The following is a 26298-nucleotide window of genomic DNA, read 5'->3' as shown; positions in this document are numbered from 1 at the left end:
GGGCGTTTTTGGTTGCTTGGCTGGTTACTTTTTCTCTGAGAGCCAGAGTGCGACGTTGGCGATCTCTTCAGGAGCTAGCTTCTCCTTAAAGGAAGGCATTTGGCCACGTCCTTTGGTGACGATGCTGTAGATTTCCTCAGCGTCATGCTGACCGCCTTCATTCTGAAGACTTGGTCCAACTCCACCTTGAAGCTGATCGCCGTGACAGGTGATACAGCTGGCTTTCACGGTTGCTTCTGCCTTTGCCGCGTCCAGTTGAACTACCGGCATCGTGGGCTTGTTTTCTTCAGCTACCTCTTCTTTACCCGGAAGTGTAAACATGAGTACTACCGCAAAGGCACAGGCGGCAAAAAACAAACCGCTCATGATCCATTTCTGCATCCCAATTCGTCCCTTCTATGTAAGCTGCTCCCTACATTATAGCTTATGGTGAAGCGTTATCATAGGGTTTGTGACAAAAAAATGAACGAGAATACAATCATTCTTATGAAATATATGGTATTTAATATCATTTGTCATAGACCATGCAATAAAAAGGTTTGTCTCCTGTAGGTGTGCGGCGTTCATACGTATCTGTAATCGTAAATCCACATTTTTGATAAGTTCGAATGGCGCGTTGGTTCCAGGTCAGGACTTCCAGATCTATCTCACGATCAGGATAACGATTCAAGGCTGTCTGGACGATGGCATCTACGAATAGTTTGCCTAAACCATGGCCGCATAGATCGGGGCGCATCCCAACTCCTAAACGAACGACTCCTTCCATCGGGAACAACTGTGCGAATCCGCACAAAACCTCTTGTTCATTTAATATGGAGATATATTGTTCCTCCCGGAGCTGCGGATCGCCAAACTCGATGCCAAGAGCCTGCATCTGCTCCCACGGCATCCAGCCATAAATATTATATGGGGGCGTATAGCTCCACTTACAAATAGCTTCTCCGTGAATTGCCTCCATAGGAACAACATGAAAAGTTACCGAGGGATTTATCATAAGGTCAACGATCTCCTTTCACGAGGACATTGCTATATTACTAATTATATACAAAATGGGGGAGGTTCGACTCAGAAACTTTACATGAGAGGAATGTTTTACAAATTATGAGAGGGGTAAATAAGTAATAAGACAAAAAAACAAGCTCTCCTCCAAGAGTTACCTTGGAAAAGAGCCTATGTACGTTACTTATTGAACATCATCATTGTCTTCCGATTCAGCAGCAACCGATTGGTAAGCGTCTGTGCTCATAATGCGCTTGGCACCAACGTAGCGTTTCACGTAGTAGCTATCACTCAGAGAGCTAATCGTAACACCGCGTGAGGTAGAAGCGTGTGCGAACTTACCTTCACCGACATAAATGCCGACATGGGAGACACCTTTGCCACTTGTATTGAAGAATACAAGATCTCCGGCTCTTATATCATCACGGGAGATTGCTGTGCCCATTTGATATTGGGAACCTGATTGGTGTGGAAGGTTAATGCCAATCTTATCAAACACATACATTGTAAATCCGGAGCAATCAAATCCGTTAGTGGATATACCGCCGGATACGTATTTAGTACCGATGGCCTTGTCAATCACTTTATCCATTTTGGAATCTGCGAAAGCGCTTCCTGCTCCGATGGTGAGGATGATGGAAAAGCTTAGTACTGCTGCTGCTAACTTCTTCTTCAAAAGTGTATACCCCTTCCAAATGCCTACGAGGTTAGCTTAAGGGTTCGGTTGAAGGTCCCCTATGACCCCTCTATATAATGGAGGTCAATTCACCCAAAGTTGGTTCCCCCGTTTTCCTAATAGTTAGGAAACTCGGCTCATACTGTTGATTAGGATTAGCTTGTAATCAATACATGACAAAACCTTTGTAAATAACAACTTAATGATTACAAAAATGTTACTAAAATCTCACTGCGCTAATTGTAACAAACAGAAAGCCGCTTGGCAATCGTTTTTAACATATTAATGCAGAAAAATTGGCATTTTTACGGTAGAAAGGCATATGTAAGCGTTAATAATGACCTAATTTTTAATATAATTGCAATTTTTATCAAATAAACGTGTTTCAATTGGGCTCTAATAGTGTAAAAATATATTATGGAAAAAAGAAAAACCCGAATTTGATTACGGGAATAATCAGATTCAGGTTCATATAGTTGTAATTATGAGGTTATAGTTGTGAGGAAGGTTTCAATCGAAGGCTACAGCTTGATAAGCTGAAGTACTCATTACTCTTTTAGCGCCAACATAACGATTGGCCCAGTAGGCCTGACTGAGTGAAGTGATGGTTACTCCACGCGAAGAGGACGATTGTGCGAATTTTCCGTTTCCAACATAAATGCCGACATGGGATACTCCATTGCCAAGTGTGTTAAAGAACACTAGGTCACCAGAACGCAGATTGCTTTTGGATACAGCAGTTCCAACGCTATATTGAGCTTTTGATGTACGAGGTAAAGTAAGACCCACATTCTTGAATACATATTTTGTAAATCCAGAGCAATCAAATCCGGCAGTGCTTGTACCTCCGGTTTTATAGGCAACTCCAATAGTCTTTGAGATTACAGTGTCCATCTTAGAGTCGGCAAAGGCGCTTCCTCCACCAATAGATAATGCCATTACAAGTCCTAGCGCCGCAGCGACGCATTTTTTTCTTAAATTATGTCTTTTCAAAAGATGTACTCCTTCCAAGGCCTGCGAGGTTAGCTTAAGGGTTCGGTAGAAGATTCCCTATGATCCCTGTAAAGCGAGATCAATTCACCCAAAATATGGTTCCCCCACTTCCCGGTGCAAAGGAATTAGGCGTGTTAAGCACCAAGAGAATGACGTTTCGACAGTTACACTTACGATAAATACATTTAGTTATGTAGGAATCGTTTCAATTGATTACAAAATTGTTACTAATAGCACAGGACTTATTGTAACAGAGCTTTTATGATTTTGCAAATACTCTTAAGTTATCCGTAATGAGAAAAAGTCCCAGCTCCTGAATACAGGAATTGGGACCTTTTTATTATGTCAAATAAGGTTAATTTATTGTGGAAATGCTTTGCTACACCATAGATGATATTGTGCAGAGATTCCCCACATTTTTAAGAGCGTAGAAGGTAGTGGTGAGATTTGCCGTATTATAAGTGCCGGCAGGCCGGGACAGAACAGACCCGTCAGTCCGCACACTAGCAGTAAGAGCAAGCCTCCCGCACCAAGTACAATGGAAACACCTATAGCAGGAATCAGTGACCGCAAGCAGATGAACAGTGAGGAGAACATTCCTGTACCGCCGGTGTAACCAAACTGCATATATAGAAGAAACAGGCGCACGATAAAAATATATATAAGCCATGCCAATACGTATGGTACTAAATGAAGTAACAAAGTGTAGTTAAACAAAGAGGATAAGAACAGCCCGTACATTTTTGGAGCAAGCCAGTAAAGCGGCAGCAGGGTCAGAACCCATTCGATTAGGCTAAAGACTAAGACAGGTAGTCCATAGATCTTCATGCCAGGGAAAAAGAACAGTCCGCGCTCTCCCCTTCGCTCCTGGTGGAGCTCATGCAGCAATCCTGCCCTTATGAAAGGAGAAAGCAGAAGTCGCAAGACAACAAGTCCTAGAAGCATCCATAACCAAGTGCGTATCGCAGGGTCAGTATTCAAGCTGAACTGTCCCTCGATATAATACAACAGTCTGCCCATACCGCTGCCGCCGGCGTCTTTATCTGGATAGCGCAGTAGAATTGGAATAATAGCAGATCGGATGAAACCATACATAAAGTAGCCCCAGAGCAGTCGGTAGATGAAGAGCAGAATTAAAATATAAAATTGCTCCTTCATGCTTTGCCAGCCGCGGGTTATCGATGTTCTCACAATCATTCACCTCACCAGACAAGAGTTCCGAGCACGGTTTCAAGTAGTTTAGTTACACTTAACGTCCAGCGAGAGAGCGTCTTGGGCTCTATTTCCGCCAGCCTAAAGTTGTTTAAATGTTTGCTCTCCAATAAGATGGAATGCTCAGGGTCAATCTCAGCAGAGAGAAGAGGCTTATCGCTTAACAATTGAAACGTAGTCTCTGCTCCTTCACCGTTCCAGACCCGCTGCACCGAAGAGCTGTCGGCGAATGTGAATTTCACGGGAACATCAACGTAATGGCTCCCTTTATTTGAAATCTTCACTAATGATTCGTAGCTTTGAGCATCGCCGCTGTTATTTTTTTTAAAAGTAATCGTATCTACTGAGAAGTCAGGCGCACCATCACCATAAATGTAATCATCGAAATATGCCTGCCATGATTTTTTGGTTACCTTCTCAACGACTTTCTGAAAATCTGACGTAGCGGGATGCTGGAAACGGAACTTACGAGCGTAGGAGGACATGATGTTGTTCATTGCTTTGGTACCTACCTGGCGTTCGATATCTTTAAGTACAAGCTTGCCGCGGATATAAACATTTCGGCTATAGGAATCCGCCCCTGCATATTTCCACGTTTCCAGATTTAACGGCTCAGGTATAGTCACCAGGCTGGCCTGTAAAGGCAAATTAGACTTGATACCGTATTCTTGTTCCATAAGTCTGTCTTCGGCATAGGAAGTAAAGCTTTCATCCAGCCAAGCCTCTTCGAATTCATTACTGGCTACCATACCGTAGAAGTATTGATGGCCGATCTCATGAATGACGGTTCTTTCAAGTGAGGTATCTGGAGAAGAATCTGCGGCCCCAAAGGCTGTAATAAGGGTAGGATATTCCATTCCTCCAGCGCCGTTTCCCTCCTTAGGTGGGACGATAATAGACAGCGTAGAGTAGGGATAAGGGCCATACCATTTGCTGAAGTAGGTCAGGGCAGCCTTGGCAGCTTGAAGGTAACGCTCTTGTAAGTCTTTGTGCAGTGGGTCGAGATACACCTTAATTCGTACTCCAGGCACTTCCGGCGTAGAGAAAGCTTCCTCTGCTACTGTAAAATCAGGGGATGCAGCCCAAGCGAAGTCGTGGACATCATCGGCGTAGAACTGATATATTTTTTGATCTTGTTTGAGCTTGGCATTTTTTACAGGAAATCCGGTCGCAGCCACCGTATAGTTGGAAGGAACGGCAATCGTTACATTAAAGATGCCAAAATCACTGTAAAACTCAGAGGTCCCGTGATACTGATGCAGGTCCCAGCCTTCTTCTTTAACTCCGCGTGTGCCCTTAGGCTCGTATACACTAAGCTTAGGGAACCATTGCCCAGCCATAACGAAGTTACCTGAAGCACCCATGCGAGCAAAGATTTTGGGCAGCTGGACTTCATACTGAAGCTTAAGTGTTACACTTTCCCCACCATTAACAGGCTGAGGAAGATGTACCTTTAGAAGCGTCTTATCGTTGATATTGCCGTCATCAGGTTGAACATATTGCACTCTTTGCATTAGCGAAGTTCCCTCTGTCGTGCGCAGATCGGTCAGCGTCATATTTCCGAAGCCGTTCTCAGGCATGCTGTCGCCTCTGAGCGTCCCCCCGGATTCCTTCATAAAGGTGGTATCTGATGAGGCGAATGCATTTGGATACATGTGAAAATATAAATCACTTACTGGCTTTACTCCGGGGTGTGTCCAGGTTACTGTCTCAGAAGCTTTTAAGGTTTCTGTGTCAGGAACAAGCTGGACATCAATGTGATACTCGACTACCCGCTGGCTTAAAGCCTCCTCTGCCGGGACGGGTGCGCTCTCAGGCAATACCTGCTGTGGTACGGCTGCAGGCGCTGTGCCGCTGGAGGACTTGGCCTCTTTTGAAGCAAAGCTAGTAACAGAAGCTGTTGAGCTATCCCCTGAAAAGGCCCATATTCCTCCTCCCAGCAGCGCGAGGATGGCCAGGGTCGCAAAGATGATGTACTTTAATGACAGTGACTTCATAGTGTGATTCCTCCCGTGACAAGCATCTACGGGATGTATATGTTTGCAATCGCCGCATTATTAGCTAAAATTAAATTATTCGTAAGAGGAAGGGTGTGCACTCGTGGACAACATACAACCGGAGGGCAAGAAACAGATTGCCTTAAATATTGTGAACGCTAAAAGTAAACATAAAGGCTTTGGAGCAGGCTCTATAGATCTCAACAACGTTTCACCTGTCATTATTGATGGTGATGTGGCGGTTATTGATATCGGTGCCATGCATGCCAAGAGCAAGGTGGAAAAAGGAATTAAATTTTCCATGAATCGTGAAGATGTACCGAATGGAAGACAGGTTTGGGTGGTATGGGTAGCGGTAGACCGTACATTGGAAGCTCAATTTTATGGTGGAATCACAGCCTGTGAAATGTGGATTGATACAGAAGCGCGCCGCGGATGGAAAATTCTTGCCGAGCATGTCAATAAGCTGGATGCAGCTCTTAAACGCAAGATCGATGTGGCAGGGCTTGGAGCCATTGAGAAGTCGGCTCTCAAATCCCTTCTGATCTCTCATAATGAAGCATGGTGGAATGCATCCTCAGATGAGCTTAAAGCTGCACTGACTGAATAGTATAGGAGCCTCCAGAAGGGTTATCCGATATAAAAAAAGCTTCGACCTCCGGAAATAGGAGCGTCGAAGCTTTTTTAATTTATGATTTGCTTGTACTGCTAAGCTTGCGTTTGAGCTGACTCACTCTGGCTTGGCTAATCCCGAGGATTTCTGCAAGTTCTTTTTGGTTGGCATAGGGATGATCTTCAATAGCTTGTTCCAGACGTTGGCACATTTCCTCTGTCTTCGACTTTCGGATGCTGGTGTTGTGCTCTGGTGCCTCAACAACAAAATCCTCACGTGACTCTGGCAATTGAGACATGCGTTCAGGATCGACAATTTCTTTTAGACAGCTGCTACAAATAAACTGCTCTTTATAGTAGGTGACATGGTCGTGGCTTCTGCAAAATGTACACTCTGTCGAGGTGTACTTCCTAAGGACGATGATTTTTTCGTCTAAAACAAAAAATTCGATAGGATCACCAATGTCGATATTACGCGTCATACGGATTTCTGCGGGAACCACAATTCTCCCAAGACTGTCTAAACTCCGGATCATGCCTGTATCCTTCATCCCATGTCCCTCATTTACATCATTATATTTTGGTTTCTAATAACTATTATAGCAGTAATTGTGAGTTAAGAGAATGGGGTAAGCATAATAAATAAAACGGTTACATCCCTTATGCGACAAGTGATATTTGAATTTAGAAATCCTGTTGTTACTACAATATATGACTTATAAAAAAAGAAAAACCCCTTCAATATAAATGAAGAGGCTAATTCAACCACCAGCGTTTAATGTTCTTCCATAGGGAACGATTCTCTTCAGCAGGATCTACCTTGCTTTGTGTGTCATCGACAGCAGGAGCGGCGCCAGTTCCATGCAATTCGCAGTATTCGGTGGGCTCAGTTCCACTAATAAAGGTTTCCAGTTCTTTGTCGGGACATGCTGCTGTAGCAAGTTTACCGGATTGCGGATTGACGTATACGCTGACCACTCCATCTGGAATGGGGAAAATTTTTGGAGGGACATTTTCCAGCGCTTTTTCAGTAAATTGGGCGAAAATGGGAGCTGCACGCCGTCCGTCGGTAGTTGCGATGTCGCGCCCCTTGTCGTATCCAACCCAGACTGCCGTGGATAGCTCCGGGGTGAATCCTACCATCCAGCCATCTGTATCCGTAGTGCCGGTCTTGCCGGCTACCGGACGTTTGATTATGGAAGCCACCCGATTGCCCGTCCCCCCAGTCTCGAATACCCCCTCCATTAAACGAGTCAGTACATAGGCAGCTGAAGGTTCTACAACGGTTACTCCTTTGGGTTGAGGTGCTTCATACAGGACCATGCCATTTGAATCGGTTATTTTTAGAATGGCTGTGGTCGGCATTTTCTGACCGCTGTTTCCAATTACAGCGAAAGCCGCAGCCATTTCAAGCGGACTGATCGGTGAAGTGCCCAGTGCCAGTGAAGGTACGCTTTGAAGTGGACTGTCAATGCCCATCTTCGCAGCCATTTCGCTTACTTTATCCGCGCCGATCTTCATAATTGTATTAACGGCATAGATATTGTCGGATGCTGCGATAGCTTGCCGCATATTAATTTCACCCAGATACTTATCCCCAAAGTTTCGGGGCTGATACGTTTTGCGGTTGTTATCATAATGAAACATCGTTGGCTGACTATTGAAGACCGAAAGTCCTGTCATCTCTTTGGATGAGAGTGCGGCCAAGTACATAATCGGTTTAAAGGAAGAACCCGGCTGGCGTGTGGTGGCCAAAGCATGATTGTACTGGTTGGTACGATAATTTTTTCCACCGACCATTGCTTTGATGTAACCGGTGCGAGGATCGATGGATACAAGCGCAGTCTCCAGATCACTAGTTTGATCCATCTCTTTGTCAACGGCATTTTCTGCGGCATGCTGCATGTCAGGGTCTAGGGTGGTATAGACATTTAGTCCGCCTTGCTCCAGCTCATCATTACTGATGTGGAGCGATTCTATAGCCAAATTGCGGATATAATCCCGGAAATAAGGCGCAGCTACAAGCGTATCCTTTTGCCCTTGCGGCTTGAAGTTTAAGTTCTCTTGGACGGCTTGTCCCGCTTCTTCCTGAGTGATATTACCTAAATTCGCCATGACGGTCAGGATGATTCTCTGGCGCTTTTTAGCATTGTCCATGTGGTTGTATGGTGAATAATAGGTAGGTCCCTTTGGAATTCCAGCCAGCATGGTACTCTCTGCCAGGTCTAAATCCGCTGCAGATTTACCAAAATACATCCGTGAGGCTGCTTCAATGCCGTAAGCACCGTGGCCATAATAGATATTATTTAAATACATGTTCAGGATTTCATCTTTGCTGTATTTCATCTCCAGCTGCATCGTATAGACAGCTTCTTTAGCCTTGCGCGTCCACGTTTTTTCATGGGATAGGTAGAGGTTACGTGCGAGCTGTTGAGTTAGCGTACTAGCACCCTGCGACCGGTTCCCCTCTTCCAGATTGACAAGAACAGCTCGTGCCATCCCTTTCAGATCAAATCCGGAATGCTCATAAAATTTACGATCCTCGACTGCTAGTGTAGCTTCAATGAGCAGGGGAGAAATTTGACTTAATTTGACGGGTTCACGGCTGCGGCCGTCTGAGGTAAAGGTGGCAAGAACATTGCCCCGGGAGTCAAACAGCTTGGAGCGCACATCATCGCTAATCGGTGGAAGATCTTTTTGATATAGATAACCGAGCAGAGCTCCGGTGGTTAATACAAATAATATGATCAAGGCTGCCAGCAGCCGAAATAAACGCCGGAAGCGGCTTTTTCGTTTCGGTGGATTCGTTGATTCGCGTGTCATGGCACCAGACTCCTTTCTTTCATATTATGGGGAAGGATCTGGAAGGATATTCATTAGGGATATGGAGGGTAACAAATTGTTTCTATTTTGTGATTGTTTAAGGTAGATAGGGTATCCTCTCTGGCGGTATAACAGAGTAGGGATTGTGAGTAAGGGTATATACATATTAGGAGGTGTCATCATGAAATGGACGAAAAGGATTCATAAGACGACAATAACCGCCCTCTCGGCGACGCTTATTATGGTTTCAGGCTGGAGTGCACCTGTAACTTCTGTACATGCTGCGGCTGCACCAGCACCAGCGACTTGCGGCACGGGAGATCACGGCTTGCTACAGGCCCTGCAAAACAAGCATTCAGGCGATGTATCCACACCGCTTAGCTTTTCTGATGTTCAGTTTTTGAATGGGAATATTGGACGGGCAGCAGGTAATGGATTTATGATTGGTACCTCTGACGGAGGTTGCCATTTTCAAGAGATCTATCAAGGACAATGGGGCTTCAAACAATTCGATTTTCCCGATAATGTACATGGCTTTGCTCTTGCTTCTGTAGAGGAGGGGCAGGCTCAATATTTAATTGGTACCTCTAACGGTGGCTCGGAGTGGAAGAGACTTTCGACCAAAGCCGTCAGCTTTGAAAGAATAAATTTTATCGATAGTAAGAAAGGTTTTGCTTATGAGAGAGCCGCAACGTATTACACCAAAGACGGGGGGCTGAGCTGGAGTAAGATTTCCACCCCACCCAATACACGAGGCGCTTATTTTAGTGACCGGAATACCGGCTGGGCGGTTGTAATCGTGCCGGGAAGCGGATATCGGGTAATGAAGACCACAGATGGAGGGGGAACTTGGAGCCTTTCACTGAAGGCGGCTTTTGCCGAGCCCGAGTTTGGACAAATCTCCGCTAAGGGAGATCAGGTCGCTGTAGTGCTCTATGGCGGTACGGGGATGAGTCAGACCTCCTACTCGCTATATGAAAGTGAGAACAGGGGGAAAAGTTGGAATCGTGTGATCGCTCAGGAAACTGCGGGCGGCGGACCTGCGCCAGGCAGTGGCAAGGCTGAATTCAATAAAGGGCCAGCCGCTGGCAAACCCGGGAACCTGCAGCTTGTGGGAAACAGCACATCTTTTTTAGTGGGATTTTCCCCAGCAGCAGAGAAAGTGGCAGTTGGACGCTCTTATAACGGCGGTAAGCAATGGACTAATCTTCCGGAGCTCGCTGGTTATGACGGGGTAATCTCCTTCACTAGTAATAAAGAGGGCTGGCTCGCCATCCGTGAGCTTGATTACTCTTCCTTGTATGTGACCAAAGACGGCGGAGCTTCATGGGAACGCAGGTTTTCTTTAAAAGTGATGACCCAATAATTCTCTTCAATAAAAAATATAAGGGTCCGAAGTATTGTAAACATCGCAAATAGACAGCAGAGCAGCGATTCTCCGGATACTTGGAGAATCGCTGCTCTGTCGTTGGTTTCTTGCTCGCTTCAATAGTACCCTTATCAGTGCCCTAAATAGATCCCTCATCCTCGGAGGGTTACGGACCCAGATGACGTTATTTGCAAATTTTCGGCCTTTGGGATAGGGTTTCGGACTCCAGTAACACTATTCCCTAGAAAGAGGTTCAAATGGGTTGTTTTTTATGCCAATAGCGACTAAGGGGTCCGTTATCACACCGAATATGGAATCATCCTGCGTTTAGGGTCATCTATGTCCGATAGGTGCTTGGTAGGTGCAAATATTATCGAAGTAAATGATATACATAGAGAATGGACGTTCAAAGTGTGCTTTTAATCATCAATATGGTAATATTTTATGTGCTTATGAAGATATGCTTGATTCTGTATTGAAATGCTTCTTTGAACTGGATTATAGTGTACAATGGGAAAGCGAAATAGGCCTTTGATTAATATAAAAATGTTTAAGCTTTGCCATTAGACGTTTTTCTTATGCAGAATGCAGAGGCTTGCAGAATGGAGGAACGTGTGATGCCTGAAATACAGTCTGACAAATATGATGTCTCTATTACGCTCGTGAGCCTTCAAGATGGTCAGCGAAATGTTATGGAAGCGAATGGAGAAGTAACATCCAAGGGACCGCATCTATATATTCAATATGAAGAATTAGAGCAGGGTCCTCGCGGAGAGGAAGTTTCTGTTCGTACAACGATAAAGATTGCAGGCAATCAACTGAAGCTAATTCGCCATGGCGGGATTCAGTCGGAGCAGAGCTTTGAAGCTGGACGGCGTCTGCCAGGATTCTACCGCTCGCCATATACGCAGTTCAATCTTTCTACGGAAACGAACAAGCTGGAAGTTGTGCGCGAAGGGCGTTCTTTAACGGTTGCCTGGGAATATGATTTGTACGTTTACGAGGAATTGACAGGAAAGTTCGCTATTAGTTTGCATATACAGGAGGAACCGAAATTATGACACATAGTAAGAATCCGTTAGAGCTTGTAAATGAACGGGTAAAAGAAGCCATCGCCGATGCGATTGTGAATGCTGGGCTGGTTGCACCGGAAGAGGTTCCGGATATTGTACTTGAAGTGCCAAGAGATAAGGCGCATGGTGATTTGGCTACGAACGCTGCTATGCAGCTTACCAAAATTGCTAAACGTAATCCACGCCAGATTGCTGAAGCTATTATTGAGCATTTGGATACGAGCCGAGCTTCTATTGAGAAAGCGGAGATTGCAGGACCAGGCTTTATTAACTTTACCCTGTCTAAGAACTACCTGTACCCAATCATCAGCCTTGTTGCTGAGCAGGGGGATGACTATGGCCGTATTAATCTGGGTCAAGGTCAGAAGGTTGAAATGGAGTTCGTCAGTGCCAATCCAACAGGTAGCCTACATTTAGGGCATGCCCGTGGTGCTGCTGTCGGTGATGCGCTGTGTAATGTGCTTGATTATGCAGGTTATGAAGTGACCCGGGAATATTATATTAATGATGCCGGTAACCAAGTGGCTAATCTGTGTAAATCCATTGAAACCAGATACCTTCAGGAGCTGGGACAAGAGGCAGAAATGCCGGAAGATGGTTACCATGGTGAGGATATTAAGGGTTTTGCGAAGGAGCTTGTGGCAGAAAAGGGCGATACCTTGCTCGAGATGAGCCCTAGTGAGCGCGCTGCTTTTTTCCGGACCTATGGACTTAATAAAGAGTTGGATAAAATTAAACGTGATCTAGGTCTTTTCCGTGTAAACTTCGATATCTGGTTCAGTGAAACTTCGCTGTATGAGAACGGAGAAGTACTGCGCTCGCTGGACGAGCTCCGTGATCGTGGAGAAGTGTACGAGCAAGATGGGGCAACCTGGCTGCAAACGACAAAATACGGGGATGATAAAGACCGTGTCTTGATCAAAAATGATGGCACATATACCTACCTTACCCCGGATATTGCTTATCACAGCGATAAGTATGGCCGCGGTTACGATAAAATGATTAACATTTGGGGCGCTGATCACCATGGTTATATTCCGCGGATGAAGGCGGCAATGTCAGCCCTTGGCAATGATCCTGAGAAGCTAGTGGTTCTGATTGCTCAGATGGTCAGCCTGTTCCAGAATGGTGAAAAGGTCAAAATGTCCAAACGTACCGGCAAAGCGGTTACGATGGAAGATTTGATGGAGGAAGTAGGAATCGATGCGATTCGTTATTTCTTCACCATGCGCAGCATGGATTCTCATCTTGATTTCGATATGGATTTGGCGATCTCTACTTCTAATGAAAATCCTGTATTCTATGTTCAATATGCGCATGCGCGTATTTGCAGTATTTTCCGTCAGGCAGAGGAGCAAGGGATTTCTATCCCTGATTACGCGGAAATTGACTTCTCCAAGCTGACAGCAGTGCATGAATATGACCTGCTACGCAAAATTGGTGAGCTCCCGGCAGAAATCGCTGTTGCGGCTGAAGGTTATGCTCCACATCGCCTCATCCGTTATGTATATGAGCTGGCTGCGATGTTCCACAGTTATTACAAAGCTGAACGTGTAATTACTGAGGATGCTGCTCAAACCGTGGCGCGTCTTGCACTGCTGGGCGCAACGCGTACTACTATTGCCAATGTACTGCGTCTTGTCGGAGTTTCTGCACCGGATCGCATGTAAATCAACAGCAAACGACAAAAAATCCGCCTTCCGGTTTCCTGGGGGGCGGATTTTTCTTTGCTGCCGTTCTTCGCACCGGCATCAGCTGCGCTAACGTCAGAGTGACCCACCCGGTGCCCGGGCGGGGTCTACACGTTCGCGGAGACCGAACGCTTCGCCCTTACTCCTGCTCTCAGCAGGCGTAGGGCATCGGCAGAGCCGCCGCCTAGGGATGCGCGGCGCTGCCCCTTACGCAGCCGCACCGGGGACGCGGTGCGGCGCAAGAGCAGCTTCAGCTCCCTTGGCGTGAGGCCCGGTCGCAGTGCGAGCAGCAGTGCGGCGGCTCCCGTGACATGCGAGGTCGCCATGGAGGTGCCGCTCATTTCTTTGTAGCCCTCCTTCAGCCAGCAGGAGGGCACGCCTTCGCCGGGCGCGTATACATCGATATATGAACCGCGATTGCTGAAGCCGGCAACCCGGTGTCTTTTATCGATGGCGCCCACGGCTATCGTCTCGGGATAACGTGCGGGATAGTCCCCGCCACGTTTGCCGTCATTCCCAGAGGAGGCAATGACGGCGATTCCGGCCCGATACGCTTTTATAACCACATTGTGGAGCGCCTTGCTTCTAGTCTTCATTCCAAAGCTCATATTAATGACGTCGATTCGGTTCTGGACACACCAATCAATACCTAGCACAATATCGGATACATAGGCTGATCCACTATGATCAAAAGCCTTGACTGGATATAGCAGCGCTCGCGGCGCCACTCCCATCATTCCGCGATTCCCCCCTGCTGCCGCTAAGGTTCCGGCGATATGAGTTCCGTGCCCATTATCATCCAGCGGCAGCATTCCGCGGTGTAGTAGGTTGACTCCAGTGGCTAATGAATGCTTCAGATCGGGATGACGGTAATCCGCGCCGGTGTCAATGACGCCGATTTTGACGTGAACTCCGGTTGATTTAGACCATGCCTGAGGAGCATGAATCGCTTTCACCCCCCATGGGAGCGCTGCGATTCCGCTTTTTTCGTTAGCTATGGAATGGATTTGGATTTGCAGATCGTCCTCGACATTTAGAAGGTCTGCAAATCGGTTCATCAGCTTTCCGGCGGCAGCGGGCACGAAGAAGGCCCGAATCAGCGGAGATACCTGTACTTGCCGCAGCTCGGGCTGCTTTGCTTTTAGAGCCTTCCATTGTGAGAAAGCTCCGGCATACTGGCGGGGATCGTTGAAGGTAAGAATACGCCGCTCACCATTTTTGGGGGCAACCGATATTTCTTCAAGAAGCATGTTCCAAAATTTGTAATAGTCCATAGGTTTCGCTGTCCCTCCTCGGTGCCCTGCTGCCATATTGTATGAGCGGAGGGAGGGGTCCGAATGGGAACTTGCCCTTTTTTAAGGAAATGGGCTGCCCAGCGTGTCAAAAGACGGCGCTTTACATAAAATAAACAGAAGAGATTAAAACTCTCTTTGTAACATCCCGTAAGGAGCCGATCCTTGGCGTGGATACAGTCATGCGCGGAGGTCTTCCTCCGCCTTTTTAAATCCCATTTCTAAAAACTTTGGGTGCGGCGACCCTTGCTACAATTACATATCAACTCTTCTTGATGAAGACAGGTTTCCTGTATGGATAATAAGCAGGAGGCTTTTTCTGTTGGGCGGTTCTTGCATTTGACTTGCATTTTGTTGTTAAATAGGTTTTACTTAGTTTTGTTAATGGATATTATTGAAATAAACCGTAATGTGAACAATGCGTGAGAGGAAGTGTCCTTTAGTGAGTACGCCACTCAATTTAAAGCTAGACCCTGAGAAAGTTAAAGAAATGCCAATGGTGGATCTTGCCTTTCTGGTGCTTAAAGCAGCCAATACACCGTATTATTACCGTGATCTGATGGTCGAGGTAGCCAAGTTACGCGGCATGACCGATCAAGAAAGCCAAGATACTATTGCCCAGTTATATACCGAGATTAACATTGACGGGCGTTTTGCCTGTGTCGGAACCAACCTTTGGGGACTGAAACGCTGGTATCCTCTTGAGCGCTCCGATGATCCGGTTGGTAACACTAAACGGGTGCGCATCATCAACGATGAAGACGATGATTTGGAAGATGACGATTTTGCTGATGAAGAAGAAAACTACACAGCTGAAGAAGAGGATTTCGACGCTATCGATGAAGATCGCGACGACCTCTATTCTGACGACGACAGCGAAGAAGAAGTCGACGAAGATGTCGTGATCGATGAAGATGACATAGACGAAGACGATACGGACGAAGACGATGCAGAAGATGGCGACGATGAAGATTCCGAGGATGACAAGTAAGATCAATAATCAGAAGAGTCTTGTCTGTGGCATAATTCCTCCCTTGACAGTGGGGGATCGTCAGAGTAAACTATTGCATGGGCTTATCATGTAAGTTAATAAACGTGTTTTCTAAAATAAAAAGTGCCCCGGTTCTACGGGTGTCACTTTTTTGTTTTTTTAGATGCAAAGTAGCTGTAGATTAATGGAATTTGAGGGATGACGGTTTATGTTTTCCCCGGTGAATTAAACTTTTGATTTCCCCTGTTTTGATGATAGTAAAACGGGTTACGATAAACACCATGTGCCGCTTTTATGTTTGGACTTTATTTAGGAGGGTTTTACAGTGACAAAGTATATTTTTGTAACGGGTGGCGTTGTGTCTTCCCTGGGTAAAGGCATTACCGCCGCTTCGCTGGGCAGGCTGCTCAAGAACAGAGGTCTAAAGGTAACGATTCAGAAATTTGATCCGTATCTTAACGTAGACCCTGGAACAATGAGCCCTTACCAGCACGGAGAAGTCTTCGTAACGGATGACGGTGCAGAGACTGACCTTGACCTTGGGCACTATGAACGGTTTATTGATATCAATCTGTCGAAGAACAGCAATGTGACGACAGGTAAGATCTATTCATCCGTAATCAGCAAGGAACGTCGTGGAGAGTACTTGGGTGGAACTGTACAAGTTATCCCGCATATTACGAATGAGATCAAAGAACGCGTGTTCCGCGCGGGCCGCGAGACCAACTCTGATGTTGTTATCACAGAGATCGGCGGTACTGTAGGGGATATTGAAAGTCTTCCGTTCCTGGAAGCGATTCGTCAAATCAAGAGTGATATTGGCCGGGAAAATGTGATGTATATCCACGTAACCTTGATTCCTTATATCAAGGCTGCTGGAGAAGTGAAGACGAAGCCGACACAGCATAGCGTTAAAGAGCTGCGCAGTATCGGTATTCAACCGAATGTCATCGTGTGCCGTACGGAATATGAGCTTTCCGCAGATATGAAAGCCAAAATCGCACTCTTTTGCGATATTGATGCTAATGCTGTTGTGGAATGCCGCGATGCTTCGACGTTATATGAAGTTCCATTGAACCTTCGTGATGAAGGATTGGACGAGATTGTTGTTAATCATTTGAAGCTTACAACACCTGCGCCAGATATGCGCGAATGGGAAAGTATGCTTAGCCGGATTCAGAAATTAGAGAAGACAGTAGAAATCGCAATTGTAGGTAAGTACGTAGCACTGCATGACGCTTATTTGAGCGTTGTTGAATCACTTTCACACGCAGGTTTTGCTGCGAATGCAGAGGTTAAGATCCGCTGGGTGAATGCAGAGGAAATTACGGATGAGAACGTGGACGAAATGCTGCGTGGTATTGGCGGTATTCTTGTTCCTGGTGGTTTCGGTGATCGGGGAATCGAAGGTAAAATCTCCGCTATTCGTTATGCCCGTGAGCAATTGATACCTTTCTTTGGAATTTGCCTTGGAATGCAGGTTTCTGTAATTGAATATGGCCGTTCTGTTCTTGGACTACAAGGTGCAAACAGCTCCGAAATCGATCCAAATACACAATATCCATTGATTGATTTGCTTCCTGAGCAAAAAGATATTGAAGATATGGGCGGCACTATGCGTCTTGGGTTGTATCCTTGTAAGATTATTCCGGACTCTCTGGCAATGTCTTGCTATGATGATGAACTGGTATATGAGCGTCACCGTCACCGGTATGAGTTCAACAATGCTTACCGTGACGAAATTGAAAAAGCAGGACTGGTTATCTCCGGAACTTCTCCGGATGGCCGTCTAGTTGAGATCGTAGAGCTTCCAGAGCATCCGTGGTTTCTCTCGGTTCAATTCCACCCGGAATTCACTTCACGTCCGAACCGCCCGCAACCGCTATTCCGTGAATTTGTCAAAGCCTCTTTGATGCATTCCGAGCAGCAATAATTTATACACAGACAGAAAGAACCCTCGGTTCTTAAATAGTCGAAGAGAGCCTTCATCCGAAGGCTCTCTTTTTGTATTACCCTTTAATAGAAATATTGTAACTGACATTTATTTCATTTTAGACTCTTTATTTACCCATTTTATCCAATTAGCAGGATTTGGACAGTAAAGCACGAATAATAGGTTTCGTATGGAGTAGTTTCTAAAGGGGCCGGTCGCTGTGGAGAGCGCGGTATAGTCAATCTGCCTTAATTTCTGGGAGGGTATCGTATGGAAAAGAAGAAAGTATTAATTGTCGATGATCAGAATGGGATCCGGATTCTTCTTATGGAAGTGTTCAATAGTGAGGGATATACAACATTTCAAGCGGCTAACGGAAAATTGGCATTAGACATTGTTCGCAGCGAGTCACCCGATTTGGTCTTACTCGATATGAAAATACCGGGAATGGATGGACTCGAGATTCTGAAGCATCTAAAGGAGATCAATCCGTCCATTAAGGTCATTATGATGACGGCATATGGTGAACTGGACATGATTAAGGAGGCGACCAAGCTAGGGGCGTTAATGCATTTTACAAAGCCGTTCGACATAGACGAAATGCGCGTAGCGGTAAACATGCATCTTCATAACAAATCTGTGGATCAATGCAGTTAGAACGGTGATTTCTGTATCGGTCCTATTTCGCGTGGTGACTCCGAAGAGGATGAGTGTAATTGTTATATGGGCTGGATAAAAATCGTCCCACCGGGACATTTTTTTGTTTACCCTATTTAGTATTTGACACAGGATGTGCTATAATAAGCCTGTATGTGATGTCGGTTTAAAAACATAGCCAACCAACATTCTTAGGAGGATGAAACCATGCCATTAGTATCTATGACAGACATGTTGAACAAAGCACTTGAAGGAAAATATGCAGTAGGTCAGTACAACATTAACAACTTGGAGTGGACTCAAGCTATTCTTGGTGCCGCTGAACAAGAAAAATCACCAGTAATCCTTGGTGTATCTGAAGGCGCAGCACGCCACATGGGCGGCTTCACTACTGTTGTTAAAATGGTTGAAGGTCTAATTATTGACATGAATATCACTGTTCCTGTAGCTATCCACCTTGACCATGGATCTAGCTTTGATAAATGTAAAGCAGCAATTGATGCTGGATTTACATCCGTAATGATCGACGGTTCCCATCACCCAATCGATGAGAACATCGATATGACTAAAAAAGTCGTTGAATATGCTCACGCTAAAGGCGTTTCTGTAGAAGCTGAAGTAGGTACTGTTGGTGGACAAGAAGACGACGTTATCGGCGGCATCATGTATGCTAAGCTTGATGAGTGCGTACGTATTGTGAAAGAAACAGGTATCGACACCCTGGCTCCTGCACTTGGTTCCGTTCATGGACCTTACCATGGCGAGCCTAACCTCGGATTCAAAGAAATGGAAGAAATCCGTGACGCTACTAACATCCCAATGGTTCTTCATGGTGGTACAGGTATTCCTGAACATGACATCAAGAAAGCCATCTCCCTGGGTACTTCCAAAATCAACGTGAACACTGAGAACCAAATCGTGTTCGCAAAAGTGGTTCGCGAAGTTCTAGCTGCTAAACCTGATGCTTACGATCCACGTACATTCATCGCACCAGGTCGCGATGCAATCAAAGAAACCGTTATTGGTAAAATTCGCGAATTTGGATCCAACAACAAAGCCTAATCATTGTAGCTTCCGCCTCAGGTGGACAAGCAATTTGTTAAAGGATAGGGCTATTACTCTGTCCAGTTGAATAGTTTGATGAGGAAAGCACACCGCTTAGCCGGTGTCTTTCCATTTTCATCACTAAAAGTCCACAGCACGTATTGCCCACCCAGCTGCAATACACGTAGGGGGAAATTGATAAATCTATGGAAAAATTAATGATTGGCGGTGGACGTCCGCTAGAGGGCGTTGTAACCATCAGTGGAGCAAAGAATAGTGCCATCGCGCTTATTCCTGCGGCAATTTTGGCCGAATCTGAAGTTGTTCTGGATAATTTACCGTCCCTTAGTGATGTAGCCGTTTACTCCGAAATCTTGCAAGAGCTTGGCGCTAATGTATCCTGGTCAGGCAATCAGATGAGAATTGACCCTTCACGTATTGTATCTATTCCAATGCCCAATGGGCCGGTTAAGAAACTTAGAGCTTCGTATTATATGATGGGAGCTCTGCTTGGAAGATTCAAAGAAGCGACAATAGGTCTTCCTGGTGGCTGTAATTTTGAACCTCGTCCAATTGATCAACATATCAAGGGATTCGAGGCTTTGGGAGCAACAGTTACCAACGAACATGGTTCTATCCACTTATATGCAAAAGAGCTACGCGGTGCGAAGATTTATCTGGACGTATCAAGCGTAGGTGCCACTATAAACATCATGCTGGCGGCTTCACGAGCCAAAGGCTCTACAATTATTGAAAATGCGGCTAAAGAGCCTGAGATTATAGATGTAGCTACCCTATTGAACTCTATGGGCGCTGTTATTAAAGGCGCTGGTACAGAAACCATCCGGATCGAAGGGGTCTCGGAAATGCACGGTTGCCGTCATTCCATTATTCCCGATCGGATTCAAGCAGGAACTTATATGATTGCCGCTGCGGCTACGCGCGGTAATGTGTTGATAGATAATGTTATTCCTAAGCACTTGGAAGCCTTAACAGCCAAGCTTTTAGAGATGGGTGTGGATATTGAAGAGCTTGATGAAAGTATCCGAGTTATAGGTAGAGCTAATTATGAACATGCAGATGTTAAAGCACTGACCTATCCTGGATTTCCTACAGATTTACAATCTCCTATGACAAGTATGCTGACACAGGCAGAAGGGGTTAGTGTGCTTAGCGATTTCGTCTACAGCAACCGCTTCAAGCATGTGCCAGAGTTGGTAAGAATGGGCGCAAAGATTCGTGTTGAAGGCCGATCTGCTATTATTGAGGGCAGTAAACTTAATGCTGCTAAAGTAAAGGCAGCTGATCTGCGTGCGGGTGCAGCCCTTGTCATTGCCGGGTTAACAGTAGAAGATGGTATTACTGAAGTGACCGGCGTAGAGTATATTGATCGTGGTTATGATAATTTAGTGAGCAACCTTCGGCAACTTGGTGCTCATGTTTGGCGTGAGAATGAATAATATTAGGATATCCCGCTTGGAAGGAGTATTAATTTGCGGCCAAACCGCATATTTCCTTCCATTTGGGGTAATACTAACCTAATGAGCATTTTAATAGAATCATATTTTTGCCTAGTAGATAGACTAGGAAGAACTCATTTAAAAATTGAATAGGTGGTTATTACATGGATCTTCAAATTTCCGATCTGGAAGAAATGAAGCTGACCGAGTTATATAAGCTGGCCAAGAAATACCAGATTCCTTATTACGGACAGCTGAAGAAACGGGAACTGATCTTTGCGATCCTTCGGGCACAGGCAGAGCAGAGCGGTCTCATGTTTATGGAAGGCGTACTAGAAATTTTGCCTGAGGGCTATGGATTTCTTAGGCCGATTAACTATTTGCCCAGTGCTGAAGATATTTACATCTCAGCTTCACAAATTCGTAAGTTTGATCTCAGAAGCGGAGATCTTGTGTCTGGTAAATGTCGGACACCAAAAGAAAATGAACGATATTTTGGCCTGCTTCAAGTCAATGCCGTTAATGGCGAGAACCCTGCTAGTGCAGCGGAGCGTCTTCATTTTCCAGCATTAACACCACTTTATCCGCAAGACAAGCTACCGCTTGAAACATCCCCTACTCATTTGTCTACCCGAATAATGGATTTGCTCGCTCCTGTAGGTTTGGGGCAGCGGGGTTTGATTGTAGCACCTCCAAAAGCAGGAAAAACGCTCCTCTTAAAAGAAATTGCCAATAGTATTTCCACTAATAATCCTGAGATTGAGCTCTTTGTATTGCTGATTGATGAACGTCCTGAAGAAGTAACCGATATGCAGCGATCTGTAAAAGGCGAAGTGGTTGCATCGACGTTTGATGAGCTTCCAGAGAATCATATTAAAGTGGCTGAGCTTGTGTTGCAAAGGGCACTTCGTTTAGTTGAGCACAAGAAGGATGTAGTTATTCTTTTGGATAGCATTACGCGTCTGGCGCGTGCTTATAATCTGGTGGTTCCACCATCTGGACGTACACTTAGCGGGGGGATTGACCCGGCGGCTTTTCACCGGCCGAAGCGGTTTTTTGGTTCTGCACGGAATGTGGAAGAAGGTGGATCATTAACTATTTTGGCAACAGCATTAATAGATACTGGCTCGCGTATGGATGATATTATATATGAAGAATTTAAGGGTACCGGTAATATGGAGCTTCATTTGGACCGCAAATTGGCGGAACGCCGGATATTCCCAGCTATCGATATTCGTCGTTCAGGTACACGTCGCGAAGAAGTGCTCTTGAGCAAAGAAGAACTGGATACGATTTGGGCGATTCGCAAAAATATGAACGAGTCCTACGATTTTGTGGAGGGATTCATCAAAAAGCTGCGTGATACGAAGACTAATGCTGAGTTCTTGGCATCCTTTGACGTTGCTGGGGCAAAAACAACACCAAACGGGACTGCAAGTAACGGAGGCACCTCCAACAGCGGTACAGCTGCTCGTCGTACCACACGGGCGAAGACACCTTCAGTACCTACAACTTGAGAATTGATAATAAGAGGAGACTAACATGTATTTGGTATATGCCGACGGGCAAGGAAACGTATATGATCATCCCGAACTGTACGGGCTAGCCCGTAGTGGGGATATGATTGTTGAAATGCTGGAGGAAGAATTAATTCCATTACCAGAAGGTGCTACGCTCGTGGGCTTGCCTAGTACACGTGCTGTGGGTATGAATCCTGAGACGGGTGAAATGATGTCTTTGCCGGAAGGTTCGCAGGCTGTCGGAGCGCTGCTGCCGCAAGGCTACACTCGTCTATGTCTTCCTGGTTATGTGAAGACAGATAAGTCTTATAAGCTTCCTCTGTTTGGGTATTCGGCTGTAGTGTGGAAGGATGGCGGGTTCTATGTTGCGGCAGACCCTACCGATAATCCAGAGAAATGGAATCCACTTAATTGTGACAAAGAAGATCTTGAAGTCAGTGTTGGTGAGATGACAGCCAAATATCCTGATAACCGCCTCTATGAGCATCTTTCTAACTGTGCGCTTGGCTATGAATGCCTGACTTCCTCCAATACCTTTTTAGGGCGTTGGGAGGGCGGTGTACCCGTCTCTTATTCATGTAATGCTGGATGTTTTGGTTGTATTTCTGAGCAACCTGATGATAGCGGCTTTGTATCTCCGCAGACTCGGATGAATTTCCGGCCTACGGTCAACGAAATTTCACAAGTTATGTTGGAGCATTTAAAGACGCCTGAATCGATTATCAGCTTTGGACAAGGCTGTGAAGGGGAACCTTCCACGCAGGCAAAACTTATTATAGAAGCTATTCGTGAAGTGCGCTCGATTACTGATATGGGCTATATCAATATCAACACCAATGCGGGATTAAGCGATCATATGCGAGGAATCGTTGATGCTGGGCTCGATTTGATGCGTGTCAGCACAATCAGTGCCCTTGATGACCATTATAATGCTTATTACAAACCACGCGGTTATACATTGGCCAATGTAGAGAAATCTTTGAAATACGCTGCTTCGCAGGGCGTTTACACATCGATCAATTATCTGATCTTCCCTGGAGTGACTGATCGCGAAGAAGAGATTGAAGCGATGCTGGAGTTTGTAAGACGTACTGATCTGAAGCTTATTCAGATGCGCAATCTAAACATTGACCCGGAGAGTTATTTAGAGTTGATTCCTCCTGCCCAGGGTGAAATCCTTGGGATGAAGACGATGCTTGATATTTTCCGCGATGAACTGCCGGATGTAGTTATAGGCTCTTATACACATGTGCCACCAGCAGATATGGCGCGGGCTAAGCGGCGGGGAATCAATATTTAAGCAGCTAAAATGTAAAAATGAAACATATTGCCCAATTTGATATTTCGTGCTAAAATACCACAGTGTAATCATATAACTCTGGGTCCGCATGAGGCTTAGGGCATGAGAGGTGAAATTCAAAATGCAAGAAGCAATTCAACCAAAGTATAATGTAACTAAGGTAACCTGCGCATGTGGCAACACTTTCGAAGCTGGCTCTGTTAAACAAGAGCTTCGTGTCGAAATTTGCTCCAACTGCCATCCGTTCTTCACTGGCAAGCAGAAGTTCTTGGATGCCGGCGGTCGCGTTGATAAATTCAAGAAGAAATATGGTATCTAATTTGAACAGTCGCTTTGCGGCTTAACAGTTAGATTGAGCCCCCAGCTGTATAGCTGAGGGGCTCATTTTATGTCTTAGAGTTGATTTTTGTCCGAGCGTGAGCTATACTTATCTTCGCCGTGCTAGACGGGGAGGTAGCGGTGCCCTGTAACTCGCAATCCGCTGTAGCGAGGTTGAATTCCTGTTAGAGGTGCTATCGATGTGAGGCCTTGGTTCCTACGGGCTGTGTTGACAGTTGGGTCCTCCGCAATGAGTGCTTATGAACCTGGTCAGGTCCGGAAGGAAGCAGCCATAAGTAAGATTACTCTTGTGCCGGAGGGTGGCCTAACTCGAGCAGTCATGTAGGGTTGCCGCTTGGATCGTAGCCATCAATAACAGGTGCACGGTTTATAATTCTGTTTATCATAGCATCTTTGCCACAAGCAAAGATGCTTTTTGTTTTTGGTCAATAGCCGATGAATATAGTATAATAAATTTGCGACAAATGCCGGGAAAGCGGCAGCTTAAGAGAGGGTAATGCATAGTGGAACATATCGCGCTGTACCGTGCTTGGCGGCCGCAGTCGTTTCAAGACATGGTTGGACAACAGCACATTATCCAAACGCTGCAGAACGCAATTCGTGAACAGCGGGTTTCGCATGCCTATCTGTTCAGCGGTCCGCGGGGAACTGGTAAGACAAGTGCTGCTAAAGTCTTAGCTAAAGCGGTTAACTGTGAACGTGGGCCAGGTCCGGAACCTTGTAACGAATGTCCATCCTGCTTGCGAATCGCTGCGGGTAATGTAATGGATGTGCAGGAAATAGATGCGGCATCAAACCGGGGCGTAGAGGAGATTCGTGATCTGCGTGAGAAGGTGAAGTATGCACCTACCGAGGTGCGCCGTAAAGTGTATATCATTGATGAAGTGCATATGCTGACGACAGAAGCTTTTAATGCTCTATTAAAGACTTTGGAGGAACCGCCGTCACATGCGATGTTTATTCTTGCGACAACGGAACCTCACAAATTGCCGGCGACAATAATTTCCCGTTGTCAGCGTTTTGACTTCCGTAGAGTGGCGTTAGAAGAACAGACCGCCCATCTGACTGCTATTTGTGAGAAGGAAGGGATTACAGCGGATAACAACGCATTGCAGTATATTGCCCGTCTATCTGATGGTGGTATGCGTGATGCATTGAGCTTGCTGGATCAGATTTCATCCTTTACAGATGGTAATGTTACGTACGAGCAAGTGTTAGGAATGACAGGGGGAATTCCCTCCGAGCAATTTGCACGTCTTGCCACTGCCATATTAGAAGGTGATATGGGTCTTCTTCTGGAGCTCGTTGAGCAGCTTATGCATGAAGGTAAAAGTGCAGATAAATGCCTAGAGAATCTCATGTATTATTTCCGTGATTTATTGATGATTAAGATGGTACCCGAGGCCGATCAATTAACAGAGCGGGTGCTGAATCCTGCTGAATTTAAAGATATGGCCACCGCATTTTCTCGGGAGCGTCTATTTCAGATTGTAGATACAATCAATAAATACCTAGGTGAAATGAAATACGCAACACATCCTCAGACACTGTTTGAAGTGGCGCTGATGAAGCTTTGCAGCTTGCAGCAAGAGGTAAGTCAGAGTGCCGCATTTGCTCCGTTAGGTGAAACAAATGCCGGAGTAAGCGCGAATAATTCGAGCATTGACTCTGGTGAACTGGATCTTCTCAAAAGACAGATCGCAGCACTGGAGAAGAAGCTGGAACAGGCAATGCAATCCGGTGGTATTTCCGGAGGAGGGCGTGATGGTTCTCCTGCACCGAAATCGCACGCGGTTCCAACACCGCGGGTTTCTTCAGCCTCCAAAATGCCTCCTAACGTAGATAGGTTTATTGCTGGTAAGGATAGTCCCGATTTTGCAGCTATCTATAAACAGTGGAGCCTTGTCCTGCAAGGAGTAAAAGAGGAAAAGGTAACGGTTCATGCATGGTTTGTAGACGGTGAGCCAGTATCGATTATGGAGGATGCGGTACTTGTTGCATTCAAGAACACGATTCACCGCGATACTACTGAGAAGCCGGCAAACAGACAGGTTATTGAGAGTGTGCTTGCAGCGCGTCTAGGCAAACCTTATAGACTTGTAACCATGATGCTTCGTGACTGGAATGAAGCTGCCCAGAAGTCTGTGGGACAGACTGGCAAAGAAGAACTGCAGCTGGAGCATGAACACGATACTGCAGAAGCTAAACCTGAACCTTGGATTGATGAGGCTATCCAGCTTTTTGGAGAAGACCTTGTTGTCATAAAAGAGTAATATAAACATACTAGCGCTAATTGCGCATTCCAAAGGAGAGACGA

Annotated in this window: 22 protein-coding genes, 1 other RNA gene and 2 riboswitches; of the genes, 14 read left to right on the top strand and 9 right to left on the bottom strand. The window is 45.7% G+C overall.

The annotated features are described in order from the left end of the window. Window positions 1-24 precede the first annotated feature (24 nt). From MKY63_RS09920 to MKY63_RS09895, 6 genes are all read right to left on the bottom strand, one after another. The gene (locus MKY63_RS09920; protein ID WP_036679962.1) at window positions 25-381 is read right to left on the bottom strand and encodes a cytochrome c; all 357 of its coding nucleotides are present in this window, start codon (window positions 379-381) and stop codon (window positions 25-27) included. 127 nt (window positions 382-508) lie between these two features. Continuing rightward, the gene (locus tag MKY63_RS09915; protein WP_076138618.1) at window positions 509-994 is read right to left on the bottom strand and encodes a GNAT family N-acetyltransferase; all 486 of its coding nucleotides are present in this window, start codon (window positions 992-994) and stop codon (window positions 509-511) included. Between the two features lie 189 nt (window positions 995-1183). Then, window positions 1184-1636 (bottom strand): C40 family peptidase, encoded by a 453-nt coding sequence (locus tag MKY63_RS09910; RefSeq protein ID WP_232061490.1) that lies wholly within the window; start codon window positions 1634-1636, stop codon window positions 1184-1186. A gap of 44 nt (window positions 1637-1680) precedes the next feature. After that, window positions 1681-1823, bottom strand: a riboswitch (cyclic di-AMP (ydaO/yuaA leader). Between the two features lie 362 nt (window positions 1824-2185). After that, entirely contained in the window at window positions 2186-2614 is a 429-nt protein-coding gene (locus MKY63_RS09905; protein ID WP_076130394.1) for a C40 family peptidase, read from the bottom strand. 57 nt (window positions 2615-2671) lie between these two features. Then, window positions 2672-2810, bottom strand: a riboswitch (cyclic di-AMP (ydaO/yuaA leader). Between the two features lie 218 nt (window positions 2811-3028). Then, on the bottom strand, window positions 3029-3859 hold the full coding sequence (locus MKY63_RS09900) for a hypothetical protein (protein WP_076187222.1): 831 nt from the start codon (window positions 3857-3859) through the stop codon (window positions 3029-3031). An 11-nt stretch (window positions 3860-3870) separates the two neighbouring features. Continuing rightward, a complete protein-coding gene (locus tag MKY63_RS09895) occupies window positions 3871-5877 on the bottom strand; it encodes a M1 family metallopeptidase (protein WP_076187210.1) in 2007 nt (668 codons plus the stop codon). A gap of 103 nt (window positions 5878-5980) precedes the next feature. Here MKY63_RS09895 and MKY63_RS09890 point away from each other — a divergent pair, with 103 nt between their 5' ends. Further along, window positions 5981-6487 carry a YwhD family protein gene (locus MKY63_RS09890; RefSeq protein WP_036679953.1) on the top strand — a complete coding sequence of 169 codons (507 nt, stop codon included), beginning with the start codon at window positions 5981-5983 and terminating at the stop codon, window positions 6485-6487. A gap of 79 nt (window positions 6488-6566) precedes the next feature. On the opposite strand, the gene MKY63_RS09885 is transcribed toward MKY63_RS09890, so the two are convergent. Next, window positions 6567-7040 (bottom strand): AbrB/MazE/SpoVT family DNA-binding domain-containing protein, encoded by a 474-nt coding sequence (locus MKY63_RS09885; protein ID WP_038568063.1) that lies wholly within the window; start codon window positions 7038-7040, stop codon window positions 6567-6569. A 205-nt stretch (window positions 7041-7245) separates the two neighbouring features. Beyond that, window positions 7246-9312 (bottom strand): PBP1A family penicillin-binding protein, encoded by a 2067-nt coding sequence (locus MKY63_RS09880; RefSeq protein WP_076278004.1) that lies wholly within the window; start codon window positions 9310-9312, stop codon window positions 7246-7248. Window positions 9313-9493: 181 nt separating this feature from the next. Here MKY63_RS09880 and MKY63_RS09875 point away from each other — a divergent pair, with 181 nt between their 5' ends. The 3 genes from MKY63_RS09875 to argS all read left to right on the top strand — a co-directional run bounded on the left by MKY63_RS09875 (window position 9494) and on the right by argS (window position 13424). Further along, window positions 9494-10678, top strand: a complete 1185-nt coding sequence (locus MKY63_RS09875) for a hypothetical protein (RefSeq protein ID WP_339189086.1) — start codon at window positions 9494-9496, stop codon at window positions 10676-10678. 620 nt (window positions 10679-11298) lie between these two features. Further along, window positions 11299-11742, top strand: coding sequence for a DUF1934 domain-containing protein (locus MKY63_RS09870; RefSeq protein WP_036679946.1), 444 nt, complete (start codon window positions 11299-11301; stop codon window positions 11740-11742). Beyond that, window positions 11739-13424 carry an arginine--tRNA ligase gene (gene argS, locus MKY63_RS09865; protein ID WP_036679944.1) on the top strand — a complete coding sequence of 562 codons (1686 nt, stop codon included), beginning with the start codon at window positions 11739-11741 and terminating at the stop codon, window positions 13422-13424. The genes MKY63_RS09870 and argS overlap by 4 nt, the downstream gene beginning before the upstream one ends. Before the next feature lie 128 nt (window positions 13425-13552). On the opposite strand, the gene MKY63_RS09860 is transcribed toward argS, so the two are convergent. Further along, window positions 13553-14719, bottom strand: a complete 1167-nt coding sequence (locus tag MKY63_RS09860; protein ID WP_036679942.1) for a S8 family peptidase — start codon at window positions 14717-14719, stop codon at window positions 13553-13555. Window positions 14720-15179: 460 nt separating this feature from the next. Between MKY63_RS09860 and rpoE the strand changes: the two genes are divergently transcribed. The 10 genes from rpoE (at window position 15180) to dnaX (ending at window position 26254) form a co-directional block, all read left to right on the top strand. Further along, window positions 15180-15728 carry a DNA-directed RNA polymerase subunit delta gene (rpoE, locus tag MKY63_RS09855; protein ID WP_036679939.1) on the top strand — a complete coding sequence of 183 codons (549 nt, stop codon included), beginning with the start codon at window positions 15180-15182 and terminating at the stop codon, window positions 15726-15728. A 325-nt stretch (window positions 15729-16053) separates the two neighbouring features. After that, entirely contained in the window at window positions 16054-17661 is a 1608-nt protein-coding gene (locus MKY63_RS09850) for a CTP synthase (RefSeq protein ID WP_339812654.1), read from the top strand. Window positions 17662-17931: 270 nt separating this feature from the next. Then, the gene (locus MKY63_RS09845; protein WP_036679935.1) at window positions 17932-18318 is read left to right on the top strand and encodes a response regulator; all 387 of its coding nucleotides are present in this window, start codon (window positions 17932-17934) and stop codon (window positions 18316-18318) included. Window positions 18319-18525: 207 nt separating this feature from the next. After that, window positions 18526-19380, top strand: a complete 855-nt coding sequence (gene fba / locus MKY63_RS09840) for a class II fructose-1,6-bisphosphate aldolase (RefSeq protein ID WP_036679934.1) — start codon at window positions 18526-18528, stop codon at window positions 19378-19380. Window positions 19381-19568: 188 nt separating this feature from the next. Continuing rightward, a complete protein-coding gene (locus MKY63_RS09835; protein WP_036679932.1) occupies window positions 19569-20822 on the top strand; it encodes a UDP-N-acetylglucosamine 1-carboxyvinyltransferase in 1254 nt (417 codons plus the stop codon). Between the two features lie 164 nt (window positions 20823-20986). Further along, window positions 20987-22339: a transcription termination factor Rho gene (rho, locus tag MKY63_RS09830; RefSeq protein ID WP_036679930.1), complete on the top strand. Its 1353-nt coding sequence runs from the start codon at window positions 20987-20989 to the stop codon at window positions 22337-22339. Between the two features lie 25 nt (window positions 22340-22364). After that, a complete protein-coding gene (locus MKY63_RS09825) occupies window positions 22365-23642 on the top strand; it encodes a radical SAM protein (RefSeq protein WP_038568079.1) in 1278 nt (425 codons plus the stop codon). Between the two features lie 121 nt (window positions 23643-23763). Continuing rightward, window positions 23764-23961 carry a 50S ribosomal protein L31 gene (gene rpmE, locus MKY63_RS09820; RefSeq protein ID WP_036679927.1) on the top strand — a complete coding sequence of 66 codons (198 nt, stop codon included), beginning with the start codon at window positions 23764-23766 and terminating at the stop codon, window positions 23959-23961. Between the two features lie 117 nt (window positions 23962-24078). After that, window positions 24079-24347, top strand: an RNA gene (gene ffs / locus MKY63_RS09815) — signal recognition particle sRNA large type. Window positions 24348-24484: 137 nt separating this feature from the next. Further along, complete coding sequence (dnaX, locus tag MKY63_RS09810; RefSeq protein WP_076280419.1) at window positions 24485-26254, top strand: DNA polymerase III subunit gamma/tau; 1770 nt, start codon at window positions 24485-24487, stop codon at window positions 26252-26254. Window positions 26255-26298: the final 44 nt, after the last annotated feature.

It is taken from the genome of Paenibacillus sp. FSL R7-0189 (assembly GCF_037969925.1).
GTDB classification, from domain to species: Bacteria; Bacillota; Bacilli; order Paenibacillales; family Paenibacillaceae; genus Paenibacillus_AQ; species Paenibacillus_AQ odorifer.
This window is presented reverse-complemented; position numbering and strand designations above follow the sequence as displayed.